This is a genomic window from Nocardioides humi, assembly GCF_006494775.1.
Classification (GTDB): Bacteria; Actinomycetota; Actinomycetes; order Propionibacteriales; family Nocardioidaceae; genus Nocardioides; species Nocardioides humi.
The window spans coordinates 3,924,223-3,950,481 of record NZ_CP041146.1; the positions used below are offsets into that span (position 1 = coordinate 3,924,223).

The window sequence follows — 26,259 nt, forward strand, 5'->3', positions numbered from 1 at the left end:
GCCTCCATCAGACCCAGTGCGGTTCAGACCGCCTCGCAGCCACGCAGCGACAGCCAGGTCAGCACGACCATCGCGGCGCCCACCACCAGGCCGGTGAGGGCCGCGGCACGGTAGACGGTCAGCAGCGGCCCGTCGTCGCTCAGGGCGGCGATCTCGGCGTCCTCGAGCGCGGCCGCGGTCACCGGCTCGGGCTCCACGTCGACCTCGACGGGGGCGGGCGCGGGCTTCGGCTTGCGGGCGGGCTTGGGGGTGGGTTTGGGGGTGGGCTTGGGGGCCGGCTCGGTGGGCTTGGGGCCCGGCTTGGGGGCCGGCTTGGGGGCGGCCTGGGGTGCGGGCTCCGGCTCCGGCTCCGGCTCCACGGCGGCGGGCTCGTCCACCGCCGGCTCCTCGACGGGCTCGGCCTCGACCACCGGCTCGGCGGCCACGGGCTCGGCGACCTCGGGCTCGGCGACCTCGGGCTCGGCGACCTCGGGCTCGGCGGCCTCGACCACCTCGGGCTCCGGCTCGGGTGTCGGTTCCGGCTCGGGTGCCGGCTCCGGCCGGGCGACAGGACGAGCAGGCCGCTCCGGGGCGGCCGGGGCGGGGGCCTCGGCCTGCTCGGCGGCCTTCTTCTTCCGCCCGAACAGCTTGGGCGGCTCCAAGCTGAGCTTCAGCTTGTCCTGCTCGTCAGACATGGGATGCAGTGTGTCACGAAGGTGGCGGCCGACGTGGGCATGGCCCGGGGGCGGGTTCGCCGTGCCGCCGCTCGACATTTCCGGCTCGTTCACGGATCAACCGGACGGCAGTCCGCACTGGTAGAACGTGGCTGGACCCGTTCGCACCGAGCCGAGCGCCGCCGGGGTGGGCGGTGCGGCCACGGGCGTCGTCACGTACAGCGAGCTGGACGATCTGTGGCGTGACCACGACGGCGTGCTCGCCGAGCTGGGCCGCCGCGACGGGGTGACCTCGGTGGCGGAGCTGGGCGGTGGCGCCAACCCCATCGTGGCCGACGAGGAGACGTGGGGGTTCCTGCACCGGCATCCGGTGCCGGGCCTGTCGAGCTTCGCCGTCGTCGTGCTGCGCAAGCCCTCCGAGGGCGGCCGGACGAGATGACCGCGGCCCGGACCCTGGTGGGTCCGGGCCGCGGTGATGCCCTCGGGCATCAGGCGGTCGGGCTGACAGGATTTGAACCTGCGGCCTCCTCGTCCCGAACGAGGCGCGCTACCAAGCTGCGCCACAGCCCGCCGTGGACCGACTTCGACGAAGGCGGCTCACCAGCACGGGAGCATAGCGGAGCGGGCGGAGGGACCTGCAATCGGGGAGGGCCGTCAGCCCCGCGGCAGCAACGTGAGCAGGGTGGCCTCGGGCCGGCAGGCGATCCGCACCCGGGTGTACGGGTTGGTGCCGAGGCCGGCGGACACGTGCAGCCAGGCCGAGCCGGGGTCGCCCGGGCGGGAGTCGGCGGGGTGGCGGTGCAGGCCGCGGGCGCGGGCCGGCTCGAGATCGCAGTTGGTGGCGTACGCGCGGGAGCCGCCCGGCCACGGCAGCCGCACCTGGCCGCCGTGGGTGTGACCGGCGACGACGGCGTCGTACCCGTCGGTGGCGAACCGGTCCAGCACCCGCAGGTACGGCGCGTGCGCGACCGCCAGCCGGAGGTCCGCCGTGGCGTCCGCGGGCCCGGCGACGGCGGCGAGGTCGTCGTACCCCAGGTGGGGGTCGTCGACCCCGGCGAAGGACAGCGCGGCCTCGCCCACGCTCAGCCGCTCGCGACGGTTGGTGAGGTCGAGCCAGCCGGCGCCGGTGAGGCCGGCGGTGAGCTCGCGCCACGGCAGCTGGGGGGCGTGGGTGTGGCGCTTGCCGCGGTCCGGCAGGAGGTAGCCGAGGGGGTTGCGGAAGCCCGGCTCGAAGTAGTCGTTGGACCCGTGCACGAAGACGCCCGGCCGGTCCAGCAGCCCCCCGAGGCCGTCGAGCACGAACGGCACCGACGCCCGGTGGGCGAGGTTGTCGCCGGTGTCGACGACGAGGTCCGGCTCCAGCCGAGCGAGGGCGCGCAGCCACTCCTGCTTGCGGGTCTGGCCGGGGGTCATGTGGATGTCGCTGAGGTGGAGCACCCGCAGCGGCCGCATCCCGGCCGGCAGCACCCGGAGATCGAGCCGGCGCAGGGTGTACTGCCGCGCCTCCCAGAGGGCGTACGACGTGACCGCGGCCCCGAGCGCGCCGCCGGCGCCCACGGTCCGCAGCAGCCCCGTCCCGAATCCCATTCGGCAAGCCTCACACACACCCGGCAGAATCGAGGCATGAGCACCCTCAAGGACCGCCTGCGCACCGACCTCACCGCCGCCATCAAGGCCCGCGACGAGGTCCGGTCGTCGACATTGCGGATGATCCTCACCGCGGTGACCAACGCCGAGGTGGCCGGCAAGGTCGCCAAGGAGCTCACCGACGACGAGATCCTCACCGTGCTGGCCAGCGAGGCCAAGAAGCGCCGCGAGGCCGCCGTCGCCTTCGAGGAGGGCAGCCGCCCCGACAGCGCCGCCAAGGAGCGCGCGGAGGCCGCGGTGATCCAGGACTACCTGCCCGCGCAGCTCGGCCCGGAGGAGATCGCCGCGATCGTCACGGCGGCGGTCGAGCAGGCCGGCGCCGCCGGCGCCGGGCCGAAGGCGATGGGCCAGGTCATGGGCATCGTCCAGCCCCAGGTCAAGGGCCGGGCCGACGGTGCGGCGGTGGCGGCCGAGGTACGCCGCCAGCTCGGATGAGCGCTCAGCCGCGGCCGCCGCGGCCCTTGTTCTTCTTCTTGCCCTTCTTGCCCTTCTTCACCTTGGGCGTGCCGTCGGAGACGTACAGCGTGACGGTGTCGCCGGAGGCGAGCCGCGCGCCGGTGCCGGGCGCCGAGTAGGCGATCAGGTTGGCGCGGACGGCGGAGTCGACCGTGCCGCCGTTGACGACCTTGAAGCCCAGGCCCTCGAGGATCGCCTTCGCGTCGTCGTAGGACTTGCCGGACACCGAGGGCACGGTGACCAGCAGGCCGCGGATGTCGGTGGAGGAGGGCCGGACGAAGGGGGTGTCGTCGAGCCACTGCGCGATCACCTTGAACGCGTCGCCCCAGATCGGGCCGGCGGTGGTCGAGCCGGAGGTGGAGCGGACGGCGCCGGCGATCGGCTTGCCGTCGAGCGTCTCCGGGTGCCCGGCCGGGCTGACGCCGGCGACGACCGCCGCGCCCGCGAGGTTGGGCGTGTAGCCGACGAACCACACCGACTTGTTGTCGTTCGTCGTACCGGTCTTGCCGGCGGCGGGCTGGCCGGGGTACTGCGCCGCAGCGAAGCCGCCCGGGGCGACCACGCCTCGGAGGACGTCGTTGACGGCGTTGGCGACGGGGCTGGCCAGCACCTGGGTGCAGTTCTTCTCGTACTTCTTCAGCACATTGCCCTGGGCGTCGGCGATCTCGGTGACCGGCCGGGCGTCGCAGTGCAGGCCCTCGGCGGCGAAGGTGGCGTAGGCCTCGGCCATCTCCAGCGGGCTCACGTCGGCGACGCCGAGGGTGAACGACGGCACGATATTGGCCTTCGTGAGCTCGGTGATGCCCATCTGGCGGGCGAGCTGCCAGGGCTCGCAGATGCCGGTCTCCTTCTCGAGGTTGACGAAGAAGGTGTTGACCGACTTCTGGGTGCCCTCGTAGAGGTTGGGGGCGGCCGAGGCGCTGGTGGAGTTCTTCGGGCTCCAGGTCTCGCTGCTCTGGTACGGGCCGTCGCAGGTCTCGAAGTCGCGCAGGCTGACGGTCAGCGTCGGCGGCGCCGGGAACCGCTGGGTGAGCGGGATGTCCTGGTTGATCGCCGAGGAGAGCACGAACGCCTTGAACGTCGAGCCGGGCTGGAAGCCGGCCGCGTCGCCGTACCTGGTGGGCACCGTGTAGTTGAGGAAGGTCTCGCCCTTCTTCTTGCCCATCGGGCGGGACTGCGCGAGGCCCTTGACGTTGCCGGTGCCGGGCTCGATCAGCGCGAGACCGCCGATGGCCTGGTCGTCCTTGTAGACGTGGGAGGCGACCGAGTCGTTCGCCGCCTTCTGGTAGCCCAGGTCGACGGTGGTCTTGATGGTCAGGCCGCCGTTGAAGATCAGCCGCCGGCGCTCCTCCTGGTCGGCGCCCAGGGCCGGGTCGGTCATCAGCCAGCGCACGACGTAGTCGCAGAAGAACTGCGCCTCGGAGTTGATGCAGCCGTTGGGCTGGTCCTGGACCTTCAGCCCGAGCTTGCGGGCCTTGACCTTGGCGGACTTCTCCTCGGGGATCACGCTCAGCTGCGCCATCCGGTCGAGCACGATATTGCGGCGGACCGTGGCCTGCGCGGCGTTCTTGGTCGGGTCGTAGGCCCCGGGGCTCTGCACCAGCCCGGCGAGCAGCGCCGACTGCCGCAGGTTGAGGTCCTTCGCGTTGACGTTGAAGAAGTGCTGCGCGGCGGCCTGCACGCCGTACGCCCCGTCGCCGAAGTAGACGGTGTTGAGATAGCGCTCGAGGATCCAGTCCTTGCTGTGCCGCTTCTCCAGCGCGATGGCGTAGCGGAGCTCGCGCAGCTTGCGGCCGTAGCTGTCCTCCTTGGCGGCGGCGATGGCGTCCTTGTCGCCGTTGGCCTGGGTGATGAGGGTCTGCTTCACGAGCTGCTGGGTGATCGACGAGCCGCCCTGGACCACCCCGCCGGCGGCCTGATTGGTGAACAGGGCGCGCATCGTGCCCTTCAGGTCGAGCGCGCCGTGCTGGTAGTAGCGGTAGTCCTCGATGGCGACGATCGCCTCGACCATCGTGCGGGAGATCTGGCGGAGCGGGACGTTGACCCGGTTCTGGTCGTAGAGCGTCGCGATCGTCCTGCCCTCGGCGTCCTGCACCTCGGTGCGCTGCGGCAGCTGCTCGGTCTCGAGCTCCTGGGGCAGGTCGTCGACGGACTCCGAGACATTGCGCGCCGTGAAGCCGAGGACGCCGGCGAACGGGATCGCCAGGCCGGAGACGACCACGCCGAGCACGGTCGCGACGAGCAGCATCACGCCGAGGTGGGAGACGACCTTCCCCGGGGGGAGTCGGTCGAACCGGGTGCGGGACATGCGGTCAGGGTACGTGAGGGGTAGGCAGCTGCGAGAGTCGACGGACAGGGCCGGTCGGCAGCGCGGCGGGAGGCGGCCTCCGGCAGCTTGCTGTCTTTCGCGTCGCCGGAGTCGCGCTCGGCCAGATCCAATCTGCCTAGTCCGATGTGACTAGACAGGTTGGGCCCAATGAGCGGTGTCGGTATCGGAGATCCTCCTTTACTTTGGTTCGGTCGGGGAGACCGAGCGCTGTGGGGGCGTTGGCTCCTCGGATGTGGGAAGCATCAGGGGACAACATGTGGGTTGAGGATTGGGCGCCTCGCGCCGCCTGCCGGGACCAGCAGCCGGACCAGCTCTTCGTCCGCGGCGCCGAGCAGAACAAGGCCAAGCAGGTGTGCGCCAGCTGTGCGGTGCGCACCGAGTGCCTCGCCGAGGCACTCGACAACCAGATCGAGTGGGGTGTCTGGGGCGGCATGACCGAGCGGGAGCGTCGCGCGCTCCTGCGACGGCGCCCGAACGCGTCGTGGCGCACGGTCCTCGAGGCCGCGCGCAACGGTCAGGACGCCACGGTCTGACATAGGGACCGCCTGGATCGACCGGTTCAGGCGGGCTGCTCGGCGAGCAGCGCGCCCACGGTGCGCAGCCCGCCGAGGTCGTGCACGTCACCGGCGAGCGCCGGTACGACGGCCGTCGCCACCTGCGGGTGCGCGGTCGCGAACCGGTCCCGCAGCGTGCGCTCGCGCTGTACCATGCGCACCCGGTCGGCGTGCAGCCGGAGCAGCCCGGCGGTCAGCGCCGCCGTCGACGACCCGTCGGTACGACGCAGCCGCTCGGCCGCCGCCATCGCCTCGTCCGCGGACAGGTCGCCGCCGGGGTCGGGGCTGGCCCGGTTGACGACCAGCCCGGCCAGCGGCATGTCGTCCTCGCTGAGCCGCTCGACGAAGTACTCCGCCTCCCGCAGCGCGTCCGCCTCGGGCGCCGCGACCACCAGGAACGCCGTACCGTCGGCCTTGAGCAGCGAGTAGGTCTGCTGCGCGCGCTGCCGGAACCCGCCGAAGACGGTGTCGAGCGCGGTCACGAAGGTCTGCAGGTCCTTGAGGAACTGGGCGCCGAGGATCTTGGTCAGCGCGTTCGTGATCAGGCTGAAGCCGGCCGTCATCAGCCGGGCCGGGCCCTTCGCCGGCGCCAGCAGCAGCCGCACGAAGCGGCCGTCGAGGAAGCTGGAGAGCCGCTCGGGGGCGTCGAGGAAGTCCAGCGCCGAGCGCGACGGCGGGGTGTCGACCACGATCAGGTCGTAGGTCCCCGCCTCCTGCGCATCATTGCCACGAGGCCGGCCAGCTCCGGAGGAAACGACATTCTCCCGGTACAGCTGGCCCAGCTTCTCCATCGCCATGTACTCCTGCGTGCCCGCGAACGAGCTCGACAGCGCGATGTAGAACGGGTTGGCCAGGATCTGCCGCGCCTTCTCCGGGCTGGCCTGGGAGAGCACCACCTCGTCGAAGGTGCGCTTCATGTCGAGCATCATCGCGTCGAGGCTCCCGTCCCCCTCGACGCCGACGACCGGCCGCGGGGTGTTGTCGAGCTCCTCGATCCCCATCGACTGCGCCAGCCGGCGGGCCGGGTCGATGGTCAGTACGACGACCTTCCGCCCCCGCTCGGCCGCCCGGAGCGCCAGCGCGGCACTGGTCGTCGTCTTGCCGACGCCGCCCGAGCCGCAGCACACGATGATCCCGGTGGCCGGGTCGTCGAGCAGGGCGTCGACGTCGAGGGTGCCGGCCCGGCGGCCGGCCGCGGTCGCGGGGCCGACGCGGGACGGGCGATGGGCGCTGCTGCGTGCCGCCATGTCTAGGCCATCCCCTGCTCTCGGAGGAGTCCGGCGAGCTCGTACAGCCCGCCGAGGTCGATGCCGCCGGCCATCCGCGGCAGCTCGTACGACGGCACGTCCATCCGCGCCACCAGGTCGCGCTGCCCGTCCTCGAGCGCCCGACGCTCGGCATGGTCCGCGGCCTCGGCGAGCAGCCCGTCGACCAGACCGGGCGTGTCCCTGATCCCGCCGTCGGCCAGATCCCGCTCGATGGCCGAGCGGTCCAGGGTGCCGGCGCGGGCCGCGGCGAGGTCGGCGGCGGACAGGTCCTGGGGCCGCACCTGGTTGACGACGACGCCGCCGACCGGGAGCCCGGCCGCGCGCAGGTCGGCGATGCCGTCGGCGGTCTCCTGGACGGGCATCTCCTCCAGCACGGTGACCAGGTGGACCGCCGTACGCGGGGACCGGAACAGGGTCATCATCGTGTCGGACTGCGACTTGATCGGCCCGACCTTCGCCAGCCCGGCGAGCTCGTTGCTGACGTTGAGGAACGGGGTGATCCGGCCGGTCGGCGGCGCGTCGAGCACCACCGCGTCGTACTCGATGGCGGACTTGTTGCGACTGTTGCGCTGCACCGCCTCGTAGACCTTGCCGGTCAGCAGCACGTCGCGTACGCCGGGTGCGATCGTGGTCGCGAACTCGATCACCCCGAAGCGGTCGAGTGCCTTGCCGGCGCGGCCGAGCCGGTAGTACATCGCGAGGTACTCCAGCAGCGCCGACTCCGCGTCGATGTGCAGCGCGTGCACGACCCCGCGGCCGCCGTCGGCGTCGGGGAGACCGGTCGTCAGCCGCCGCTCCTGGTACGGCAGCGGGTCGACGTCGAACATCCGTGCGATGCCCTGGCGACCCTCGACCTCGCAGAGCAGCACGTTCCGGCCGCGGCTGGCGAGAGCGAGGGCCAGGGCCGACGCGACCGTGGACTTCCCCGTGCCCCCTTCCCGGTGACCACGTGGAGACGCACCTTCGGCCAATCGCTCACCCGACGGAGCCTAGTGGTGCCTCCCCACCCGAGGGGTCAGTCCAGCGAGAGTCCCGCCGCCGGAGTGATCCGGGACGCCCGGCGCGACGGCAGCACGGCCGCCACCAGCCCGGCCAGGGCCGAGACCCCGACCACGGCGGCGAGCTGTCCCCAGGGGAGCACCAGGCCGGCGCCGTCGACGGCGGGCTGGACGAGGGCGCGGATCCCGGTCCAGGCGAAGGCGACGCCCAGGGCGGTCCCGAGGACGGTCGCCACGACCGACAGCAGCACCGCCTCGGCGGCCAGCATCCGGCGCACCTGCCGGCGGGTGAGGCCGAGTGCCCGGAGCAGGGCGTGCTCGCGGCCGCGCTCGAGCACCGACAGGCCGAGGGTGTTGCCGATCCCGACCAGCGCGATCACGACGGCGATGGCGAGCAGGCCCACGACCCCGCCGGTGAGCACGTCGAGCTGGGTGTCGACGTACGCGCGCCGGGCCAGCCCGTTCTCGACGCCCGCGTCCAGCGGCGCGGCGACGGCCTCGACCGAGCCGGCCAGGTCCGCGGGGTCGGCGTCGTCGTCCGCGCGCAGCCAGACCGCCTGGGTGGATGCGCCGGGGTCGAGCCGCTCGAGCGTCGTACGGCGGACCAGGGCGGCCTCGCCCCAGCCGTCGCCGCCGGCGACCCGCAGCCGCACCGTCCGGTCGCCGACGGTCACCGCCACCTCGTCGCCGGCCTCCACCTCCCCGTGCAGCAGGTCCCAGGGCACCAGCACCTGGCGCGGTCCCGGCGTGGGGAGCTCGCGGTGCAGGACGCCCGCGTCCGCGGGCGTGGTGTCGGCGAGCACCGGGAGCGGGTCGAGGCCGCCGATCCGGGCGACCGTCCCGGGCACGGGTACGGCGGCGACGACCCCGTCGATCGCCGCGAGCCGGTCGAGGGCGTCCGCCGGCAGCGGGCCGCCGCCGGTGACGGCGAGGTCGATCGGGTGCTGCTGGTCCATCTCGTCGGCCAGGGCGGAGCGGGAGCTGGCCATGCCGGTCAGCACCGCGGTGGTGAGGGTGACGCCGACGAGCAGCGACGCCGTCGTGGCGGCGGTCCGGCGCGGGTTGCGCACGGCGTTGCCGGCGGCGAGCCGTCCGGCCGGGCCGAGCAGCCGCTGCGTGAGCGGCCCGGCGGCCCGGATCAGGGCGGGCACCAGCACCGGTCCGAGGAGCAGCACGCCGAGGAAGACCGCCGTACCCCCGACGACGAGGGCGCCGACATTGGCCGTCGCGACCGCGGCGCCGAGGGCGAGGACGCCGCCGCCGAGCCCGAGGACGCCGAGGGCGAGCCGGATCCGGCCGGTCCGGGTCCGCACCTGCGTGCTGTCGTCGGGGCGCAGCGCCGTGAGCGGGTCGACCTGCACGGCGCGCCGGGTCGGCAGCCAGGCCGCCACCAGGGTCACCACGATCGCGACGACCGCGGCGCCGGCGATCCAGGCCGGCGCGACATCGACGTCGCCCAGGCGGGCCTGCGGCCACTGCGCGTGGATCAGCGCGACCAGTCCGTGCCCGGCGCCGAGCCCGGCGAGGACCCCGAGGGCGGCGGCCAGCACGCCGAGGGCGAGCGACTCCAGGCGCACCGAGCGCAGCACCTGGCGCCGGGTCGCCCCCACGCACCGCAGCAGTGCGAAGTCCCGCGAGCGCTGGGCGAACAGGATGGTGAAGGTGTTGTTGATGACGAGGACCGCGACCACGAGGGCGATCGCCCCGAACAGCAGCACCACGACCTGCACGATGTCGACGCCGCTGTTGACCTCCTTCTGCAGGTCCTGGACGTACGCGTCGACGTCCACCACCTCCGCGTCCGGTACGACGTCCCGGACCGCCGCGCGCGCGTCGGCCGCGCCGCCGGGGTCCGCCCAGGCCAGGCTCGTCACGAACATCCGGTCCTGCCAGCGGGCGAGATCCGCCCACAGCAGGTAGACCGACGCGTAGGCGTAGGTCGACGGCGAGTCGACCAGCCCGACGACCGTGACGTCGAGCGCGCTCCCGCCGGTCCCGATCCGCAGCCGGTCGCCGACCTCGATCCGCGACACCTTGGCGGTGTTGGCGTCGACCACCGCCTCGCCGGCGCCGCCCGGGAACCGGCCGGAGACCAGCTCCTGCCAGCGCCGGTCCGGGCGGTCGGGCAGCTGCCCGATGTCGGTGTCGGTGTCGACGACCTTCCCCTCGACGGCGAGCTGCTCCATGGTCCAGCCGATCAGCCAGGCGTCCGCGCCGTGGCGCTCGGCGGCGGCGAGGAGCCGGCCCGCGTCCGCGGGAGAGGGGCTGTCGACGACGGTGTCGGCGCCGGCGTACGGCTCGGCGAGACCGGCGGTCAGGCCGTCGCGGATCGACGACGAAAGGGCTGCGGTGACCACGATGAACGCGGAGCCGACGACGACGGCGAGCAGCGCGGCGCCGTACCGGCGGGTGTGGGTGCGCAGCGACGCGAGGGTGACGGTGCGCATCAGAGGTCTCGCCCCTCGGTGACGGCGTCGCGAGCGTCGCGAGGCGCGTACGCCGGCGAGGCGGCGGAGTGAGGCGTTCTGGTTGACCGTCGATCGACGTCAACGCTGCCGGCGTGCGCGGATCGCGGCGCGCAGCAGGCGTCACCGAGGGGCGAGACCTCTTCGGCCGCGGCCTCGCGGCGCTCGGTGATCCGGCCGTCGGCGAGCACGACGACGTCGTCGGCGTACCGGGCGGCCTCGATCTCGTGGGTGACCATGACGACGGTCTGGCCGAGCTCGCGCACCGACTGGCGCAGCAGGGCGAGCACCTCGGCGGAGCTGGTGCTGTCGAGGTTGCCGGTCGGCTCGTCGGCGAACAGGATCGCCGGCGCGGAGAGCAGTGCTCGCGCGATGGCGACCCGTTGCTGCTGGCCGCCGGACAGCTCGGCCGGGCGGTGGGTCAGCCGTGCGGTGAGGCCGAGGGTGTCGACGATCCGGTCGAACCGCTCGCGGAGTCCGGGGTCGCGGTCGCGGCCCGCGAGCTCGGCCGGGAGCCGGATGTTCTGCTCGGCGCTCAGCATCGGCAGCAGGTTGAACGCCTGGAACACGAACCCCACGTGGTCGCGGCGGAACCGGGTCAGCGCGTCGTCGCCGAGCCCCTCGAGGGCCTGGCCGGCCACGCTGACCGTGCCGGACGTCGGCTGGTCGAGCCCGGCCAGGCAGTGCATGAGCGTGGACTTGCCGGAGCCCGACGGCCCCATGATCGCGGTGAACCGTCCGGCGGGCAGATCGAGGTCGACGCCGCGGAGCGCGTGGACGAGGGTGTCGCCGCGGCCGTAGGACTTGGTGAGGCCGCGGGCGCTGGCGGCGAGCGTGGGAGAGGTCATGCCCCGAGCCTCGCCGGATCGCGCGCCGCGATCGTCAGGCCACGGGCTGATCCGTCGTACGACGGTGGGTGGACGGTGCTGTAACACGTTGTTCGCGGCTGAGGCCGCCGGCTGTCCTCTGTAACACGTTGTCTGCGCCTCTACCCGCCCGATCACGTCGGAGATCGGTCTCTGTACGGGGCTGGTACATCGGACACGGGGCTGGGAGGGGGGCGAACAACGTGTTACAGCGGTGGCGTCACGGCCGGACCAGACCCGTCTCATAGGCCAGCACGACGAGCTGGACGCGGTCGCGGGAGCCGGTCTTGGCGAGCAGCCGGCCGATGTGGGTCTTCACCGTGGCCTCGGAGACGACGAACTCGGCCGCGATCTCGGCGTTGGAGAGGCCGCGGCCGACGAGGACGAGGGTCTCCCGCTCGCGCTCGGTGAGAGCGTCGAGGCGGTGGTCGGGGGCGGGTGCGCCGGCGGCTCCGTCCGGGTCGGGCAGGGCGGTGGCGAAGTGCTCCAGCAGCCGCCGGGTGGTGCTGGGGGCGACCACGGAGTCGCCGGCGTGGACGGTGCGGATGGCGTCGAGCAGCGTCTCGGGGGTGGCGTCCTTGAGCAGGAAGGCGGCGGCGCCGGCGCGGATCGCGGCGAAGGCGTACTCGTCGAGGTCGAAGGTCGTCAGCACGATCACCTGCGGCGGGTCGGGCCGCTCGGCCAGCCGCCGGGTGGCCTCCACGCCGTCGAGGCGGGGCATCCGCACGTCCATCAGCACGACGTCGCAGCGGGTCACGGCGAGCCGCTCGAGCGCCTGCCCGCCGTCCCCGGCCTCGCCGACCACGGTGAGCCCGGGCTGGCTGTCGATGAGCATCCGGAACCCGGCCCGGACCAGGTCCTGGTCGTCGACGAGGAACACCCGGATCGGCTCGGTCGGCTCGCTCACGTCATGGCTCACAGCGGGATCCTCGCGCACACCCGGAAGCCGCCGCCGGGCGCAGGCCCCGTCTCCAGCGTGCCCCCGTGGGCGCCGACCCGCTCGCGCATGCCGGCCAGGCCCAGCCCCGGCCGTCGTCGGGCGCGGCGGCGCCCCGGCCGTCGTCGGCCACCTCGACCACCACCGCGTCCCCTCGACCCGCACGCCGACCGTGGCCAGCGCGCCGGGACCCGCGTGCTTGCGGACGTTGCTGAGCGCCTCCTGCACGATCCGGTACGTCGTCAGGGCCACCCCGTCCGAGACGGCGGGCAGCGGCGCGGGCAGCCGGGCCAGGACCGGCGTCCCGGCGGCGCGCGCCTCGCCGAGGAGTGCCGGGAGGTCGGCGAGGCGGGGCTGGGGCGCGGTCAGCGCCTCCTCCGCCCGCAGCAGGCCCAGCATCCGGCGCAGCTCCGCGATCGCCTCCCGGCCCGTCGCCGCGATCGTGGCGAGCGCCGGCTCGGTCACCGAGGGGTCGTGCGCGGCGGCCGCCCGGGCGCCGTCGGCCTGCACCACGATCGTCGTCAGCCCGTGCGCCACCACGTCGTGCATCTCCCGGGCGATCCGGTGCCGCTCGTCGATCGCGGCGAGCGCGGCCTGCTGGGCCGCCTCCCGCTCGAGCCGCTCGCCGCGCTCGACCAGCGCGTCGACGTACGCCTGCCGGGTCCGGCCGAGCGTCCCGAGGGTCCAGGCGACGACGACGAAGAGCGCGATCGTGATGAAGTACGCCGTCACATTGGCCGGGTTCAGCAGGTCGGCGCCGAAGCCGCGGAGCCAGTCCACGGTGGCGACCGCCGCTCCGACCAGCCCGGTCGAGAGCGCCGCCGCGGCCCACCGGCGGCCGGCGTACCGAGCGACGGAGTAGACCGCGATCGGGAAGGCGGCCTGGCTCCACAGCGGGCTGTCGATCACCAGCGCCTGCACGGCGCTGGCCGCCGCGACGACCGCGAAGACCGCGACCGGGTGACGGCGTCGCAGGACGAGGGGGGTGATCTGCGCCAGCATCAGCACCGCGCCGACGGCGTCGTCGACGAAGGCGAGGTACGGCAGCACCGGCAGCAGCAGGGCCAGGGTCAGGGCGACGTCGAACCACCGCTTGCCGCGCGGTCCGAGCCGCCACGGTTGCCGATGCGGTCCTGCCACCGGGCCACCGTAGACGGCGCCGGGGTGGTCGACGTCAGACCTAGGGTGGATATCGTGCCCCACATGACCAAGTGGGAGTACCAGGTGGCGCCCGTCCTCAACCACGCCGCGGCGCAGATCCTCAACAACTTCGGCTCCGACGGCTGGGAGCTGGTCGCGATCCTGCCCGGGCAGGGCGGCAACGACGTCGCGTACTTCAAGCGGCCGGTCCAGGACTGAGCGGATGGCGACCCCCGAGGAGCGCCTCGCCGAGCTCGGCCTGAGCGTCCCGGACGTGGTGCCGCCGGTGGCGGCGTACGTCCCGGCGACCCGCAGCGGCGACTACGTCTACACCGCCGGCCAGCTGCCCATGCGGGACGGCGCGCTGATGGCGACGGGCAAGGTCGGCGGCGAGGTGAGCGCGGAGGACGCCTACGCCTGTGCGCGGCAGTGCGCGCTCAACGCGATCGCGGCGATCTCCTCGGTCGCCGGAGACCTGAGCCGGGTCCGGATCGTGAAGGTCGTCGCGTTCGTGGCGTCCACGCCCGACTTCACCGGCCAGCCCGGGGTCGCCAACGGCGCGTCGGAGCTGTTCGGCGAGGTGTTCGGGGAGGCGGGCGTGCACGCGCGCTCCGCGGTCGGCGTACCCGTGCTGCCGCTGGACGCGCCCGTCGAGGTCGAGGTCATCGCCGAGGTGCGCGCGTGACCCGCATCCCGCTGCCCCCGGTGCCGCTGCCCGAGGGCTTCGCCGACCTCGCCGCGGAGTACGCCGACGGGCGGCGCGAGGCCGCCGTGCCGCGCGACGCCGCCACGGTGGTGCTGCAGCGTGCAGGGGCCGACGGCCGGCCGGAGATCTACCTCCTGAGGCGGCACACGACGATGGACTTCGCCGGCGGGATGTGCGTCTTCCCCGGCGGCGGGGTCGACCCGCGGGACGACGACCACGCGGTGGCGTGGGCGGGACCGACGCCGGCGGAGTGGGCGGCCCGGCTCGGCGCGACCGAGGACGTCGCGCGCGCCCTGGTCTGCGCCGCGGTCCGGGAGACCTTCGAGGAGTCCGGCGTCCTGCTCGCCGGGACCTCCGCCGACAGCGTCGTCGCCGACACCACCGGCGACGACTGGGAGGCGGACCGCCTCGCACTGGAGTCGCACGAGCTGTCGATGACCGACTTCCTCGACCGCCGCGGCCTCGTGCTCCGCACCGACCTGCTCGGGATCTGGAGCGGCTGGCTGACCCCGGTGTTCGAGCCGAAGCGCTTCCGCACCTGGTTCTTCGTGGCCCGCCTGCCCGAGGGGCAGATCACGCGCGACGTGTCGACGGAGTCGGTCGAGGTGACCTGGATCGGCGCCGCCGAGGCCGCCGACCGGGCCGACCGTGGCGAGCTCGGCATGCTGCCGCCGACGTACCTCACCTGCCTGGAGGTCGGCACCCTCGGCGACGTCGACGCCGTGATGGCCGCGAGCCGGGACCGCACGGTCACCATGTTCACGCCGGAGGTCGAGCCGCTCGGCGACGGGTTCACGCTCTCGATGCCCGACCAGCTGCGGCCCCTGGTCGCCGCACGACGGGGCTGACGTCGTGGGGGAGACCTGGACCGGAGGGCTGTACGGCGACCGCGGGCGCTGCGTGCTCGCCCCGAACCCCGGCATCATGACCCTCGACGGCACCAACACCTGGGTGCTGCGCGAGCCTGGCTCCGGCCGCTCGATCGTGGTCGACCCCGGCCCGCTGCACGACGACCACCTCGACGCCGTCGCCGCGGTCGCCGGCCAGGTGGAGGCCGTCGTCGTCACCCACCACCACGTCGACCACACCGAGGCGGCCCGCTCGTTCGCGGAGCGGATGGGCTGCGGCGTCCGCGGGCTCGACCCGGCGCAGTGCTGGCGCTCGGACCCGCTCACCGACGGCGAGGTCCTCTCCGTCGGTGGGCTCGACGTCGAGGTGCTCGCCACCCCCGGCCACACCACCGACTCGATCTCGCTGCTGGTGGAGGCCGACGGCGCCCTGCTGACCGGCGACATGGTCCTCGGCCGCGGCACGACCGTGATCGTCCACCCCGACGGCGACCTCGGCTCGTACTTCGACTCCATCGCCCGGATGCGATCCCTCGTCACCGACGGCCGGGTCGGCTCGCTCTGGCCGGCCCACGGCCCGGTGCTCCCCGACGCCGCCGGCGTCCTGGACCACTACCTCGTCCACCGCCGCGAGCGCCTCGCCCAGGTCGAGTCCGCGCTCGAACGGCTCGGGCTCGCCCCCGCCCAGCTGCCGCCCGACGTCGCCGAGCACCCCACCCTGCCCCGGCAGGTCGTGGAGGTCGTGTACGCCGACGTCGACGAGGCCCTGTGGGGCGCCGCCGAGTCGTCGGTCCGGGCCCAGCTGGCGTATCTCGCTGCTCGCTGAGCGACAGCCCGGCGGGAGGCGCCGGCCGCGGATCAGCGGGCGCGGCGGGACATCCGCTCCATGTCGAGGATCACGACCGAGCGCGGCTCCAGCCGCAGCCAGCCGCGCGAGGCGAAGTCGGCCAGCGCCTTGTTGACCGTCTCGCGGGAGGCGCCGACCAGCTGGGCGAGCTCCTCCTGGGTGAGGTCGTGGTGGACGTGGACGCCGTCGTCGGCGGTCCGGCCGAAGCGGTCGGCGAGGTCGAGCAGTGCCTTGGCGACCCGGCCGGGGACGTCGGAGAACACCAGGTCGGCGACGACGTCGTTGGCCTTGCGCAGCCGGGCGGCGAGCTGGGCGAGCAGCCCGCGGGCGACGACGGGGCGGCCCTCGAGCCAGCGCAGCAGGTCCTCGTGGGACAGCGAGGCGAACTCGGCGTCGGTCACGCAGGTGACGGTCGCCGAGCGCGGGCCCGGGTCGAAGAGGGAGAGCTCGCCGAACATCTGCCCGGGGCCCATGATCGCGAGCAGGTTCTCGCGCCCGTCGGAGGACGTGCGGCCGAGCTTCACCTTGCCCTCGAGGACGACGTACAGCTTGTCGCCGCTGTCGCCCTCGTGGAACAGCACCTCGCCGCGCCGGAGGCGCGTGGTCGCCAGGGACGTGCGCAGCGCTGCCATGGCCTCGTCGTCGAGGGCACTGAACAGTGGCGCCTGACGGAGTACGTCGTTGTCCACGCTTCCTCCAAAGTCACGGTAAAACCCGGTCGGCCGCATCCTAGCCAGTGCGTGATGTCACACCTAGCGTCGCCTCCGGCATGTCCCGCGCGGACGCGTGGTCCCGGCCTGTCGGAGGCACACCGTAGGGTGGCCTCCGTGCGGCCGATCGACACGACTGAGGAGACGCCGACCCAGCTCGTCCGCCGGGCCCGCAAGATCGACCGGGTGCTCGCCGAGACCTACCCCGACGCTCACGCCGAGCTCGACTTCGACAACGCCTTCGAGTGCCTCGTCGTCACCGTGCTGTCGGCGCAGACGACCGACAAGCGGGTCAACGCGGTGCGCCCGACCCTGTTCGCGGCCTACCCCGACCCGGCCTCGATGGCGGCCGCCGACCGGGCCCACCTCGAGCAGATCGTCGGGCCGCTGGGCTTCTTCCGGGCCAAGACCGAGTCGCTGCTCAAGCTCAGCGCCGCCCTCGTCGAGCGGTACGACGGCCAGGTGCCCGCCACGCTCGACGACCTCGTCACGCTGCCGGGCGTGGGCCGCAAGACCGCCAACGTGGTCCTGGGCAACGCCTTCGACCTGCCCGGCATCACCGTCGACACCCACTTCGGCCGGCTGTCGCGGCGGCTGGGCTGGACCGACGAGACGGACCCCGTGAAGGTCGAGCACGCCGTGGGCGCGCTGTTCCCGAAGCGGGACTGGACCATGCTGTCCCACCACCTGATCTGGCACGGCCGCCGGCGCTGCCACGCCAAGAAGCCCGCGTGCGGTGCCTGCCCGGTGGCGCGGTGGTGCCCGTCGTACGGCACCGGGCCGACCGACCCGGTCGAGGCGGAGAAGCTGGTCCGCACCGAGGGGCCCAACTGATGCGTCTGCCCGTCGCCGCGGTCGCGCTGCTGGCGGCCGGGGTCCTGCTCACCGGCTGCGACGGCGTCGCGCCCTCCTTCGCCTGCAAGGTCGACGCCACGACGCCCGACCTGGTCCAGGACCGCGAGGCCGCGGGCATCGCCGACTGCGACCCGGCGTCCTGGTCGGCCGGCGACGGCGCCGCCGCGCGGCTGCCCGACCTCGAGCTCGACTGCCTCGGCGGCGAGGCGGGGGCCGCGCTGTCCCGGGTCCACGGACCCGCGGTCCTCAACTTCTGGTCCTCCAACTGCGGCCCGTGCCGCAAGGAGATGCCGGCGCTGCAGGAGTTCTACGAGGAGTACGGCGACCGGATCACCGTCCTGGGCGTCAACTGGCTCGACACCTACCCCGGCGCCGCCATCGACCTCGCGCGGCTGAGCGGCGTCACCTACCCCTCGCTCGCCGACGGGTGCGGCGACCTGCAGGAGACCGACGCCCCGCTGGGGGCCGGGCTGCCCTTCTTCCTCTTCGTCGCCGAGGACGGCACCGTCTCGAAGCCCCACACCGGCGGGGTCACCTCGTCCGACGAGGTGGTCGCGATGGTCGAGGAGACGCTCGGGATCGACCTCGCCGCCGCGAAGGCCACGCCGTGAGCGGCGTACCGGATGGCCTTCCGGACGGGCTGCCCGACTGGCTGCACCCGGTCGCGGAGGGCGCGCGGGGCATCCGCGGCAGCGAGCTGACCGCGTTCCTGCCGCCGAAGGACCGGCCGGTACGACGAGGCGCGGTGCTCATGCTCTTCGGCGACCACGACGTGCTGCTCACCGAGCGCGCCCACGACATGCGCTCCCACCCCGGGCAGGTCTCCTTCCCCGGCGGCAGCATCGACCCCGGCGAGACCATCGTCGAGGCCGCGCTGCGGGAGGCCGAGGAGGAGATCGGCGTCGACCCGACGGGTGTCGAGGTGTTCGGCACCCTGCCCGAGCTGTGGCTGCCGCCGTCCAATTTCGCGGTGACGCCGGTCCTCGGCTGGTGGCGCGACCCGGCGCCGATCCGGGTCGCCTCGCCGCAGGAGGTGCATGCGATCCACCGGGTGACCCTGGAGGAGCTGTTCGCGCCGGAGCACCGGATCCAGGTCCGCCACCCCGGCGGCTGGACCGGGCCGGGCTTCCTCATCGGTCCCGACAAGGACGTCATCCTGTGGGGCTTCACCGGCGGCATCCTGACCCGGTTCTTCGACTTCCTCGGGTGGCTCCCCCCGGTGACGGATCCGCCGGTGCATAGTCTCCCGGACTACATGCTCGCCGAGCACGTCCGCCGGACGGCCGCCGCAGCAGCAGCCGACGAGGACGCGGGGGACGGCATGGACATCCTGGAGCCCAACGAGTGAACCTCCTCGACTGGCTGCTGCTGATCCTCGTCGCCGCGTACGCCCTCTCCGGCTACTGGCAGGGGTTCATCACCGGCGCCTTCGCCACCATCGGCCTCCTCTCGGGCGGCCTCGGCGGCATCCTGCTCGCGCCGCTGGTCCTCGGCGGCCTCGAGCCGTCCCTGGCGGTCTCCCTGGGCGCGCTGTTCATCGTGATCCTGTGCGCCTCGCTCGGCCAGGCCGTCCTGCAGTACGCCGGCGCGCGGGTCCGCGAGCGGATCACCTGGCAGCCGGCCCGGGCGCTGGACGCGGTCGGCGGCGCGCTGCTGAGCGCGCTCGCCGTACTCCTCGTGGCGTGGGCCCTCGGCGTCGCGATCTCCGGCACCCGGATCGGCTCGGTCACCTCGATGGTCCGCAGCTCCGTGGTGCTCTCGAAGGTCAACGACGTGCTGCCGGAGTCGGCCCCGAGCACGCTCCAGGCGTTCAACAACGTGGTCGGCACGGGCTTCTTCCCGCGCTACCTCGAGCCGTTCGCGCCGGAGCGGATCGTGGAGGTCGCCCCGGGGCCCTCCGAGCTCCCCGGCTCGGCCAAGGTCAAGGCGACCCAGTCGAGCGTGGTGAAGATCCGCGGCGGCAACCGATGCGGCCGCGGCGTCGAGGGCACCGGCTTCGTGTTCGCCGAGGACCGCGTGATGACCAACGCCCACGTCGTCGCCGGCGTCGACGACCCGGAGGTCAGCATCGGCGGCGGCACCGAGCTCGCGCGGGTGGTGCTCTACGACCGCGAGCTCGACATCGCCGTCCTCGCCCTCGAGACCGACGACGCCCCCGTGCTGAAGTTCGACAAGACCGTCGGCGCCGAGGACCCCGTGGCGATCGTGGGATACCCGCAGGACGGTCCCTTCGACGTCCAGACCGGCCGGGTCCGCGCGATGCAGAACCTCCGCTCGCCCGACATCTACGGCGCCGGCACCGTCGTCCGCGAGGTCTACTCCCTGCGGGGCCTGGTCCGCCCCGGCAACTCCGGCGGCCCGATCGTCACGCCCCAGGGCAAGGTCGCCGGCGTCGTGTTCGCCGCGTCCGTCACCGACCCCGAGACCGGGTACGCCCTCACCGCCCAGCAGGTCCAGGACAGCGCCCGCGCCGGTACCGCCTCCGACACCGAGGTGAGCACCGGTGACTGTGCGTCGTGAGTGTATGGATCCCCGGATATCCGGGGATCCATACGCTTGTCAGGGGTTGCAACCCCCACTAAGTGCATGAATCCCGGATATCCGGGGATTCATGCACCAGGCGCGTACGCCATAGTGACCGCATGACCGGGCCGTCGCCGATGTACCCCGCGGCACCTGATCGCCGCCGCGAAGATCGCCGTACCTCGCGCCGTGCTCTCCGTCATCGACCGCGCCATCCAGCTCCACGGCGCCGCCGGCGTCAGCGACGTGACGCCGCTGGCCTCGCTCTACGGCTGGCACCGCGCGATGCGGATCTTCGACGGCCCCGACGAGGCCCACCTGACCACCCTCGGGCGCGCGGAGCTGAGCCGCGAGCCGCTGTTCGACCTCCCGCCCGTCCTGCACGACCAGTTCCGCTGACACTCACGAGGACCGACCCATGACCGAGACCTTCGTCCGCTACGAGTACGCCGACGGCATCGCCCGGATCACCCTCGCCGACGGCGACCGCGGCAATCCGATCCATCCCGGCTCGGTGGGGCAGCTCCACGACGCCGTCCGCGCCGCGCACCGCGACGGCGCGCGGGTCGTCGTCCTGGCGGCCGAGGGCCGGTTCTTCTCCGTCGGCGGCGACCTCGGCGCCTTCGCGACCGCGGAGGAGCCCGGGGCCTTCATCGACGACCTCGCCGACGCGCTGCACCGGGTCGTCAGCGAGCTGGTCCGCTCCGACGCGATCGTCGTGAGCGTGGTCCAGGGCACCGCCGCCGGCGCCGGGTTCCCGCTCGCCGCCGCGGCCGACATCGTGCTCGCCGCCGTCCGCGCGAGATTCAGCCTCGCCTACACCAAGGTCGGCCTCTCGCCCGACGGCGGCAGCTCGCTGCTCGTCCACACCCTCGGTCTGCACCGCGCGCTGCGCCTCGCCCTCCTCGGCGACCTGCTCACCGCCCAGGAGGCGTACGACGCCGGGCTGGTCGCGCGCGTCGTACCCGCCGACGAGCTGGCCGCCACCGCCGACCAGGTCGTGTCCGACCTCGCGGCCGGCTCCGCGCCCGCCCAGGCCGCCGCCAAGCGGCTGCTCCGTGAGGTCGCCGCGCCCGCGCCGGAGACCGCGCTGCGCAAGGAGACCCTCTCGATCCGGGCCCTCGCCGACGGTGCGGACGGTCGGGAGGGCATCGCCGCGTTCCTGGAGAAGAGGGAGCCGAGGTTCGGCGACTGATCGCGCGTCAGGTACGTGCGGTGTCCGGCACCGGTGCCGCCTCGTGCCGGACCGGGCAGCCACCGACCCCCGGAACCGGGAACGTGCCGAGCGCGTCGAGACGGTAACCGTCCGGGTAGCTCTTGATCCGCGGCAGGTCGGCCGTGAAGGTCGGCCTGCGGTTCGACGGTGTGTACCGCAGCAGCCGGGCACGCGCCCGCATCGCGCCGAGACTCAGCCGGCGGACCAGCGGGCTGGGCTCGGCGTACGCGAAGGCGTCGAGCAGCGGCCGGTCCATGAGGGCGCGGCTGAACACCTCGACCGGCTTGCGCAGCGGCCGCGGGTAGAAGGTGGTGAGCAGGCGCAGCGTCGAGTCGGCGACACGCCGGCCGCCGGCGTCGAAGTCGAAGTGGGCGCGCTCGTAGTCGTCCATCAGGTGCATGAACTCGTCGTAGGTCTCGGGGATGTCCTTGATCCCCATGTGCCGGCCCAGTGCGCGGTAGTAGTTGACGCTCGCCCGCAGCTCGGTGGCGGTGAGCGGGCGCCAGCCGTAGTCGTCGAGCCAGCGCTTGGGGATCACGACGAAGGTCGACAGCACATAGCGGAAGTCGTCGTTGGAGATGTCGTACGCCTTGTGCATCTGGTTGATCCGGCGCAGCGCGGCCTTGCCGGCCGCCGAGTCGAAGCCATGCACGAAGGGCGCCTCGAGCAGCAGGGCGGTGTCGTCGTACCGCTTCTGGACGGCGCCGGTGAACGCGCCGGTCTCGTCGAGCAGCCGCCCGATGCTGGGCACGGCGTAGGTGCGGAACAGCGCGAAGCTGAGCGCCTGCGTGATGTCCCAGGTGAACTCGTAGAGCGTGAGGTTCTGGACGATCTCGACGTAGTCGGTCTCCGGGTCCAGCGATTCGTTGCGGTCGCGCCAGAGCGTCTTCCCCATGCGCCGACGATAGCCCCCCAGCGCTAGAACGTGTTCCAGATCTGGGCCTAGAGTGCCCGGGTGAGCACTCCCGACGTCTTCGCCCCGGCCGACCTGGGTCCGGTCCGGCTGCGCAACCGGACGGTCAAGGCCGCCACCTTCGAGGGGCGTACGCCGGACGGCGTGGTCACCGACGAGCTGATCGCCTATCACCGCGCGCCCGCGGTCGGCGGAGTCGGGCTGACGACGGTCGCCTATCTCGCGGTGGCGCCCGAGGGCCGGACCCACCGCGAGCAGATCGTCGTGGGGGAGCGGACCCTGCCGGGCCTCGCGCGGCTGGCCGACGAGATCCACGCGACCGGCGCCGCGATCGCCGGCCAGGTGGGCCACGCCGGCCCGGTCGCCAACGGCCGCTCCAACGGCGTGCCCGCGATCGCGGCCAGTCCGATGCCGAGCCCGCTGTCGATGCAGCTGATCCGGTCCGCGACCGAGCGCGACCTGGCCCGGGTCACCCGGGCGTACGTCGACGCGGCGAGGGTGCTGGTGCGCGCCGGCTTCGACGTGCTCGAGCTGCACATGGCGCACTCGTACCTCATCTCCTCCTTCCTCGCCCCCGGCCTCAACCGCCGCCGCGACCGCTGGGGCGGCCCGCTGGAGCGGCGGGGCCGGCTCGCGCGGCAGATCGCGCGCGTCGTACGCGAGGAGGTGGGGTCCTCGGTCGCCGTCACCGCCAAGGTCTCGGTCTCCGACGGCTTCGCCGGAGGCGTCACGACCGCGATGAGCGTCGAGCTGGCCCAGCTGCTGGAGGCCGACGGCCACCTCGACGCGCTCCAGCTCTCGGGCGGCTCGTCGCTGATGAACCCGATGTACCTGTTCCGCGGCGAGGCGCCGGTCGCGGAGTTCGCCGCGACCATGCCGCCGCTCGTCCGGTGGGGGATGCGTACGCCGATGGGGCGCGGCTTCCTCAAGCGCTACGCCTTCGAGGAGGCCTACTTCCGGCCCAAGGCGCTGGAGGTGCGGGGCGCGGTGGCCATGCCGCTCATGCTGCTCGGCGGGATCAACCGGCTCGAGACGATGCGGCAGGCGATGGCCGACGGCTTCGACTTCGTGGCGATGGGGCGCGCGCTGCTGCGCGAGCCGGACCTCGTCGACCGGCTCCGCGCGGGCGTCGTACGCACGGGGATCTGCAGCCACTGCAACCGGTGCATGCCGACCATCTACTCCGGCACCCGGTGCCCGGAGGCCCTTCCCACAAACTAGAACTCGTTCTAGATTGACCCGCATGTCACAGACCATCCCTGAGAAGCCGCTGCGGGTCGTCGTCTGGTCCACGGGGACGATCGGGCGCCACGCGATCGTCGGCGTCGACGCCCACCCCGACCTCGAGCTGGTGGGCGTGTGGACGTCCACGCCCGAGAAGCACGGTCAGGACGCGGGCATCCTCGCCGGCCTCGACCGCGAGCTCGGGGTCAGGGCGACCACCGACCGCGACGAGCTGGTCGCGCTGCGCCCGGACTGCATCGTGCACGGCGCGATGACCGACGACCGGGTCTTCGAGTCGATCGCCGACCTCACCGAGCTGATCCGGGACGGCGTCAACGTGGTCTCGTCCGGCCCGGTGATCCTGCTCCACGGTGACGGGACCCTCCCGCCCGAGATGATCGAGCAGATCGACGAGGCCGGCCGGCAGGGCGACGCCAGCCTGCACGTCAACGGGATCGATCCGGGCTTCGCCAACGACGTGCTGCCGCTCGTGCTCACCAGTCTCAGCCAGCGCATCGACCACGTCACGGTCAGCGAGATCGCCGACTACTCGACGTACTACCAGCCGGTGGTGATGCGCGACCTGTTCGGCTTCGGGCAGCCGCTGGACGCCAAGCCGCTGCTGTGGGAGCCCGGGATCCTCACCACGGCGTGGGGTCCGGTGGTGCGGGTGATCGCGGCGGGGCTCGGCGTGACCCTCGACGAGCCGCTGATCGAGGAGGTCGACCGGCGCCCGGCGCCGCGCGACACGAGGACGGTGTCGCTGGACGTGGCGGAGGGCACCATGGGGGCCGTCCGCTTCCGGGTCATCGGCACCGCGGACGGCGTCCCGCGGATCACCCTGGAGCACGTCACGCGGACGGCGGCCGACCAGGTCCCCGAGTGGCCCACGCCCGCCGAGGGCGACGGCTGCTACCGCGTGGAGATCGCCGGCGAGCCGTGCATGAAGCTGGAGTTCACCCACCACGGCGAGCACGGCGACCACAACGTCTCCGGCATGATCGTCACCGCGCAGCGGCTGATCAACGCGATCCCCGCGGTGGTCGCCGCGAGGCCGGGCCTGGTGACCGCGCTCGACCTCCCGCTCGTGACCGGCCGCGGTCTGGTCGCGGGAACCGGAGGGAGGCGATGAGCATCCTCGACCGGTTCCGGCTCACCGACCACGTCGCCGTGGTCACCGGCGCCGGCCGCGGGATCGGCGCCGCCACGGCCGTCGCGCTCGCCGAGGCCGGCGCGGACGTCGTGATCTCGTCGCGGACCGAGAGCCAGCTGGCCGACGTCGCGGCCCGGGTCGAGGCGGCCGGGCGCCGGGCGGTCGTCGTACCGGCCGATCTCGCGCACACCGAGGAGGTCGCGGGCCTCGCCGAGCGGGCGTACGACGCCTTCGGTCGGCTCGACGTCGTCGTCAACAACGTCGGCGGCACCATCCCGAACGCCTTCCTCGACACCGACGTGGCCTACCTCGAGGAGGCCTTCCACTTCAACGTCGCCACCGCGCACGCGCTCAGCCGGGCGGCGGCCCCGCTGATGCTGCGGTCCGCAGGGGACGGGCGGCAGAAGTCGATCACCTCGATCTCCTCGGCGATGGGCCGCCTGGCCGGGCGCGGGTACCTCGCCTACGGCACCGCCAAGGCCGCCCTCGCGCACTGGTCGCGGCTGGCCGCCACCGACCTCAGCCCGCAGATCCGGGTGAACGGCGTCTTCGTCGGGTCGGTGATGACGAGCGCGCTGGAGTTCGTGGCCGGCGTACCGGAGACGAAGGCCCAGTTGGAGCAGGCGACCCCGCTCGGCCGGATCGGCGAGGCCGAGGACATCGCCGCCGCGGTGGTCTATCTCGCCTCGCCGGCGGGGAAGTACGTCACCGGCAAGATGCTCGAGGTCGACGGCGGCATCCAGGAGCCGAATCTCGACCTTCGCCTGCCCGACCTCCGCCCGGAAGTGAACGGCGCCTAGAGTGACTCCATGACCACTGGAGGGATCGCCACCGGCCATGCCATCTCGCCCGACTCCGGCCGGCACTGGGCCGACGAGGGCGCGTGGCAGGTCGCCGAGGGCATCCACCGGATCCCGCTGCCGCTGCCGATGGACGCGCTCAAGGCGGTCAACGTCTACGTCATCCAGGGCGACGACGGGCTCACCCTGATCGACGGCGGCTGGTCGATCCCGGTCGCCCGCGACCTGCTCGACCGGTCGCTGCGCTCGATCGGCTCCGGCTTCGGTGACATCAAGAGGTTCCTGGTCACCCACGTCCACCGCGACCACTTCACGCTCGCCACGGTCCTCGGCCACGAGTACGGCGCCGACGTGGTCCTCGGCGCCGAGGAGCGGCCCGCGCTCGAGCTGCTCCACCGGGCGTCCACGGCCGACGTGGGCGAGAGCCCCTTCCTCGCCGTGCTCCGCACCGCCGGTGCGGAGGAGATCGCCCAGCAGTGGGCCGCCGGCCACGACGGCGAGCTCCCCAAGGCCGCCGACTGGGCGTTCCCCGACCTGTGGCTCGACGGCGACCGCACCTTCGACATCGGCCGCCGCCTGCTCGACGCCGTGCACACCCCCGGCCACACGCCGGGCCACTACGTGTTCGCCGACCAGGCCGAGGGCGTGCTGTTCGCCGGCGACCACGTGCTGCCGACGATCACCCCGTCGATCGGGTTCACCGTGCCGCCCTCCGAGCAGCCGCTCGGCCAGTTCATGGCCTCCCTCGCCCGCGTCCGCGAGCTCCCCGACCTGCGCATCCTGCCCGCCCACGGCCCGGTCGCCCCGTCGTCGTACGAGCGCGTCGACGAGCTCCTCGCCCACCACGAGCACCGCCTCGCCCTCTGCCTGGCCTCGGTGAAGGAGCGCGGCTCGGTCACCTCGCTCGTGGTCGCCAAGGACCTCGGCTGGACCCGGCACGAGCGGGCGTTCGGCGAGCTCGACGTGTTCAGCCAGGGCATGGCCGCGATGGAGACCAAGGCCCACCTCGACCTGCTCGTCGCGCGTGGCCAGGTCAGCGCGGTGGACCGCCCGGACGGGGTCGTCTACACCGCGGTCTGACGTGACGGCGCCCCATGCATTCTTGTAGCGAGATCGGCGAATCGACTACAAGAATGCATGGGGCGCCGTTC

27 protein-coding genes, 1 tRNA gene and 1 pseudogene are annotated in these 26,259 nt (G+C 73.3%); 17 read left to right on the forward strand and 12 right to left on the reverse strand.

The features are described 5' to 3' along the window. Positions 1 to 23: 23 nt before the first annotated feature. A complete protein-coding gene (locus FIV44_RS19115) occupies positions 24 to 674 on the reverse strand; it encodes a hypothetical protein (protein ID WP_141005833.1) in 651 nt (216 codons plus the stop codon). A 127-nt stretch (positions 675 to 801) separates the two neighbouring features. On the opposite strand from FIV44_RS19115, the gene FIV44_RS19120 reads away from it, so the two are divergent. Then, positions 802 to 1,092: a hypothetical protein gene (locus tag FIV44_RS19120; RefSeq protein WP_141005834.1), complete on the forward strand. Its 291-nt coding sequence runs from the start codon at positions 802 to 804 to the stop codon at positions 1,090 to 1,092. A gap of 57 nt (positions 1,093 to 1,149) precedes the next feature. On the opposite strand, the gene FIV44_RS19125 is transcribed toward FIV44_RS19120, so the two are convergent. Both FIV44_RS19125 and FIV44_RS19130 read right to left on the reverse strand, forming a co-directional pair. After that, positions 1,150 to 1,223: transfer RNA gene (locus FIV44_RS19125), tRNA-Pro, on the reverse strand. A gap of 84 nt (positions 1,224 to 1,307) precedes the next feature. Then, complete coding sequence (locus tag FIV44_RS19130) at positions 1,308 to 2,240, reverse strand: metallophosphoesterase (RefSeq protein WP_141005835.1); 933 nt, start codon at positions 2,238 to 2,240, stop codon at positions 1,308 to 1,310. 36 nt (positions 2,241 to 2,276) lie between these two features. Between FIV44_RS19130 and FIV44_RS19135 the strand changes: the two genes are divergently transcribed. Then, positions 2,277 to 2,735 carry a GatB/YqeY domain-containing protein gene (locus FIV44_RS19135; protein ID WP_141005836.1) on the forward strand — a complete coding sequence of 153 codons (459 nt, stop codon included), beginning with the start codon at positions 2,277 to 2,279 and terminating at the stop codon, positions 2,733 to 2,735. Positions 2,736 to 2,739: 4 nt separating this feature from the next. Here the strand turns inward: FIV44_RS19135 and FIV44_RS19140 are convergent, their stop codons facing one another. Next, positions 2,740 to 5,064 (reverse strand): penicillin-binding protein, encoded by a 2,325-nt coding sequence (locus FIV44_RS19140; protein WP_141005837.1) that lies wholly within the window; start codon positions 5,062 to 5,064, stop codon positions 2,740 to 2,742. A 275-nt stretch (positions 5,065 to 5,339) separates the two neighbouring features. On the opposite strand from FIV44_RS19140, the gene FIV44_RS19145 reads away from it, so the two are divergent. Continuing rightward, entirely contained in the window at positions 5,340 to 5,618 is a 279-nt protein-coding gene (locus tag FIV44_RS19145) for a WhiB family transcriptional regulator (RefSeq protein WP_141005838.1), read from the forward strand. 26 nt (positions 5,619 to 5,644) lie between these two features. Here the strand turns inward: FIV44_RS19145 and FIV44_RS19150 are convergent, their stop codons facing one another. The 6 genes and pseudogenes from FIV44_RS19150 to FIV44_RS33295 all read right to left on the reverse strand — a co-directional run. Further along, positions 5,645 to 6,886, reverse strand: coding sequence for an ArsA family ATPase (locus tag FIV44_RS19150; RefSeq protein ID WP_141005839.1), 1,242 nt, complete (start codon positions 6,884 to 6,886; stop codon positions 5,645 to 5,647). 2 nt (positions 6,887 to 6,888) lie between these two features. Next, a complete protein-coding gene (gene bagA / locus FIV44_RS19155) occupies positions 6,889 to 7,878 on the reverse strand; it encodes an ATPase BagA (protein ID WP_141005840.1) in 990 nt (329 codons plus the stop codon). A 44-nt stretch (positions 7,879 to 7,922) separates the two neighbouring features. Then, on the reverse strand, positions 7,923 to 10,352 hold the full coding sequence (locus FIV44_RS19160; protein WP_141005841.1) for an FtsX-like permease family protein: 2,430 nt from the start codon (positions 10,350 to 10,352) through the stop codon (positions 7,923 to 7,925). Further along, positions 10,352 to 11,218 carry an ABC transporter ATP-binding protein gene (locus tag FIV44_RS19165; RefSeq protein WP_141005842.1) on the reverse strand — a complete coding sequence of 289 codons (867 nt, stop codon included), beginning with the start codon at positions 11,216 to 11,218 and terminating at the stop codon, positions 10,352 to 10,354. Before FIV44_RS19165 ends, FIV44_RS19160 begins: the two co-directional genes overlap by 1 nt. Before the next feature lie 238 nt (positions 11,219 to 11,456). Next, a complete protein-coding gene (locus FIV44_RS32395; RefSeq protein ID WP_281285877.1) occupies positions 11,457 to 12,143 on the reverse strand; it encodes a response regulator in 687 nt (228 codons plus the stop codon). A 417-nt stretch (positions 12,144 to 12,560) separates the two neighbouring features. Continuing rightward, a pseudogene (locus FIV44_RS33295) lies at positions 12,561 to 13,418 on the reverse strand (sensor histidine kinase); the annotation flags it as partial. Here FIV44_RS33295 and sp36 point away from each other — a divergent pair. The 4 genes from sp36 to FIV44_RS19190 are packed head-to-tail and all read left to right on the forward strand — an operon-like array spanning position 13,377 to position 15,693. Next, on the forward strand, positions 13,377 to 13,532 hold the full coding sequence (gene sp36, locus FIV44_RS19175; protein ID WP_141005844.1) for a Sp36 family protein: 156 nt from the start codon (positions 13,377 to 13,379) through the stop codon (positions 13,530 to 13,532). The pseudogene FIV44_RS33295 and the gene sp36 sit on opposite strands and share 42 nt — an antisense overlap. Positions 13,533 to 13,536: 4 nt before the next feature. Beyond that, the gene (locus FIV44_RS19180) at positions 13,537 to 13,998 is read left to right on the forward strand and encodes a RidA family protein (RefSeq protein ID WP_141005845.1); all 462 of its coding nucleotides are present in this window, start codon (positions 13,537 to 13,539) and stop codon (positions 13,996 to 13,998) included. After that, positions 13,995 to 14,867, forward strand: coding sequence for an NUDIX hydrolase (locus tag FIV44_RS19185; protein WP_141005846.1), 873 nt, complete (start codon positions 13,995 to 13,997; stop codon positions 14,865 to 14,867). The genes FIV44_RS19180 and FIV44_RS19185 overlap by 4 nt, the downstream gene beginning before the upstream one ends. Positions 14,868 to 14,871: 4 nt before the next feature. Continuing rightward, positions 14,872 to 15,693: an MBL fold metallo-hydrolase gene (locus tag FIV44_RS19190; RefSeq protein WP_246086494.1), complete on the forward strand. Its 822-nt coding sequence runs from the start codon at positions 14,872 to 14,874 to the stop codon at positions 15,691 to 15,693. Positions 15,694 to 15,725: 32 nt separating this feature from the next. Here the strand turns inward: FIV44_RS19190 and FIV44_RS19195 are convergent, their stop codons facing one another. Then, positions 15,726 to 16,403: a Crp/Fnr family transcriptional regulator gene (locus FIV44_RS19195; protein WP_141005847.1), complete on the reverse strand. Its 678-nt coding sequence runs from the start codon at positions 16,401 to 16,403 to the stop codon at positions 15,726 to 15,728. A 138-nt stretch (positions 16,404 to 16,541) separates the two neighbouring features. Between FIV44_RS19195 and nth the strand changes: the two genes are divergently transcribed. The 6 genes from nth to FIV44_RS19225 all read left to right on the forward strand — a co-directional run bounded on the left by nth (position 16,542) and on the right by FIV44_RS19225 (position 20,997). Further along, positions 16,542 to 17,258 carry an endonuclease III gene (gene nth, locus FIV44_RS19200; RefSeq protein WP_246086495.1) on the forward strand — a complete coding sequence of 239 codons (717 nt, stop codon included), beginning with the start codon at positions 16,542 to 16,544 and terminating at the stop codon, positions 17,256 to 17,258. Further along, positions 17,258 to 17,890, forward strand: coding sequence for a TlpA family protein disulfide reductase (locus FIV44_RS19205; protein WP_141005849.1), 633 nt, complete (start codon positions 17,258 to 17,260; stop codon positions 17,888 to 17,890). The genes nth and FIV44_RS19205 overlap by 1 nt, the downstream gene beginning before the upstream one ends. Further along, the gene (locus tag FIV44_RS19210) at positions 17,887 to 18,627 is read left to right on the forward strand and encodes an NUDIX hydrolase (RefSeq protein WP_246086496.1); all 741 of its coding nucleotides are present in this window, start codon (positions 17,887 to 17,889) and stop codon (positions 18,625 to 18,627) included. Before FIV44_RS19205 ends, FIV44_RS19210 begins: the two co-directional genes overlap by 4 nt. After that, positions 18,624 to 19,799 (forward strand): MarP family serine protease, encoded by a 1,176-nt coding sequence (locus FIV44_RS19215; RefSeq protein WP_141005850.1) that lies wholly within the window; start codon positions 18,624 to 18,626, stop codon positions 19,797 to 19,799. Before FIV44_RS19210 ends, FIV44_RS19215 begins: the two co-directional genes overlap by 4 nt. A gap of 159 nt (positions 19,800 to 19,958) precedes the next feature. Next, entirely contained in the window at positions 19,959 to 20,201 is a 243-nt protein-coding gene (locus FIV44_RS19220) for an acyl-CoA dehydrogenase family protein (RefSeq protein WP_281285879.1), read from the forward strand. Between the two features lie 19 nt (positions 20,202 to 20,220). After that, on the forward strand, positions 20,221 to 20,997 hold the full coding sequence (locus tag FIV44_RS19225; RefSeq protein ID WP_141005851.1) for an enoyl-CoA hydratase/isomerase family protein: 777 nt from the start codon (positions 20,221 to 20,223) through the stop codon (positions 20,995 to 20,997). Positions 20,998 to 21,004: 7 nt separating this feature from the next. On the opposite strand, the gene FIV44_RS19230 is transcribed toward FIV44_RS19225, so the two are convergent. Beyond that, entirely contained in the window at positions 21,005 to 21,913 is a 909-nt protein-coding gene (locus FIV44_RS19230; RefSeq protein WP_141005852.1) for an oxygenase MpaB family protein, read from the reverse strand. A 60-nt stretch (positions 21,914 to 21,973) separates the two neighbouring features. On the opposite strand from FIV44_RS19230, the gene FIV44_RS19235 reads away from it, so the two are divergent. Genes FIV44_RS19235 through FIV44_RS19250 form a run of 4 tightly spaced genes read left to right on the forward strand, consistent with a single transcriptional unit; the run spans position 21,974 to position 26,188 of the window. Further along, complete coding sequence (locus FIV44_RS19235; protein ID WP_141005853.1) at positions 21,974 to 23,152, forward strand: oxidoreductase; 1,179 nt, start codon at positions 21,974 to 21,976, stop codon at positions 23,150 to 23,152. A gap of 22 nt (positions 23,153 to 23,174) precedes the next feature. Continuing rightward, a complete protein-coding gene (locus FIV44_RS19240) occupies positions 23,175 to 24,287 on the forward strand; it encodes an NAD(P)H-dependent amine dehydrogenase family protein (RefSeq protein WP_141005854.1) in 1,113 nt (370 codons plus the stop codon). Beyond that, on the forward strand, positions 24,284 to 25,108 hold the full coding sequence (locus tag FIV44_RS19245) for an SDR family oxidoreductase (protein WP_141005855.1): 825 nt from the start codon (positions 24,284 to 24,286) through the stop codon (positions 25,106 to 25,108). Before FIV44_RS19240 ends, FIV44_RS19245 begins: the two co-directional genes overlap by 4 nt. Positions 25,109 to 25,117: 9 nt before the next feature. Continuing rightward, positions 25,118 to 26,188, forward strand: a complete 1,071-nt coding sequence (locus FIV44_RS19250) for an MBL fold metallo-hydrolase (protein WP_141005856.1) — start codon at positions 25,118 to 25,120, stop codon at positions 26,186 to 26,188. The last annotated feature ends 71 nt before the right edge of the window (positions 26,189 to 26,259 follow it).

Excerpts from the sequence above, each read along its gene's own strand:
- FIV44_RS19115 (WP_141005833.1), bottom strand. The coding sequence starts at position 674 with ATGTCTGACGAGCAGGACAAGCTGAAGCTCAGCTTGGAGCCGCCCAAG.
- FIV44_RS19130 (WP_141005835.1), bottom strand. The coding sequence starts at position 2,240 with ATGGGATTCGGGACGGGGCTGCTGCGGACCGTGGGCGCCGGCGGCGCG.
- FIV44_RS19135 (WP_141005836.1), top strand. The coding sequence starts at position 2,277 with ATGAGCACCCTCAAGGACCGCCTGCGCACCGACCTCACCGCCGCCATC.
- FIV44_RS19140 (WP_141005837.1), bottom strand. The coding sequence starts at position 5,064 with ATGTCCCGCACCCGGTTCGACCGACTCCCCCCGGGGAAGGTCGTCTCC.
- FIV44_RS19145 (WP_141005838.1), top strand. The coding sequence starts at position 5,340 with ATGTGGGTTGAGGATTGGGCGCCTCGCGCCGCCTGCCGGGACCAGCAG.
- FIV44_RS19150 (WP_141005839.1), bottom strand. The coding sequence starts at position 6,886 with ATGGCGGCACGCAGCAGCGCCCATCGCCCGTCCCGCGTCGGCCCCGCG.
- FIV44_RS19160 (WP_141005841.1), bottom strand. The coding sequence starts at position 10,352 with ATGCGCACCGTCACCCTCGCGTCGCTGCGCACCCACACCCGCCGGTAC.
- FIV44_RS19165 (WP_141005842.1), bottom strand. The coding sequence starts at position 11,218 with ATGACCTCTCCCACGCTCGCCGCCAGCGCCCGCGGCCTCACCAAGTCC.
- sp36 (WP_141005844.1), top strand. The coding sequence starts at position 13,377 with ATGACCAAGTGGGAGTACCAGGTGGCGCCCGTCCTCAACCACGCCGCG.
- FIV44_RS19180 (WP_141005845.1), top strand. The coding sequence starts at position 13,537 with ATGGCGACCCCCGAGGAGCGCCTCGCCGAGCTCGGCCTGAGCGTCCCG.
- FIV44_RS19205 (WP_141005849.1), top strand. The coding sequence starts at position 17,258 with ATGCGTCTGCCCGTCGCCGCGGTCGCGCTGCTGGCGGCCGGGGTCCTG.
- FIV44_RS19225 (WP_141005851.1), top strand. The coding sequence starts at position 20,221 with ATGACCGAGACCTTCGTCCGCTACGAGTACGCCGACGGCATCGCCCGG.
- FIV44_RS19230 (WP_141005852.1), bottom strand. The coding sequence starts at position 21,913 with ATGGGGAAGACGCTCTGGCGCGACCGCAACGAATCGCTGGACCCGGAG.
- FIV44_RS19240 (WP_141005854.1), top strand. The coding sequence starts at position 23,175 with ATGTCACAGACCATCCCTGAGAAGCCGCTGCGGGTCGTCGTCTGGTCC.
- FIV44_RS19245 (WP_141005855.1), top strand. The coding sequence starts at position 24,284 with ATGAGCATCCTCGACCGGTTCCGGCTCACCGACCACGTCGCCGTGGTC.
- FIV44_RS19250 (WP_141005856.1), top strand. The coding sequence starts at position 25,118 with ATGACCACTGGAGGGATCGCCACCGGCCATGCCATCTCGCCCGACTCC.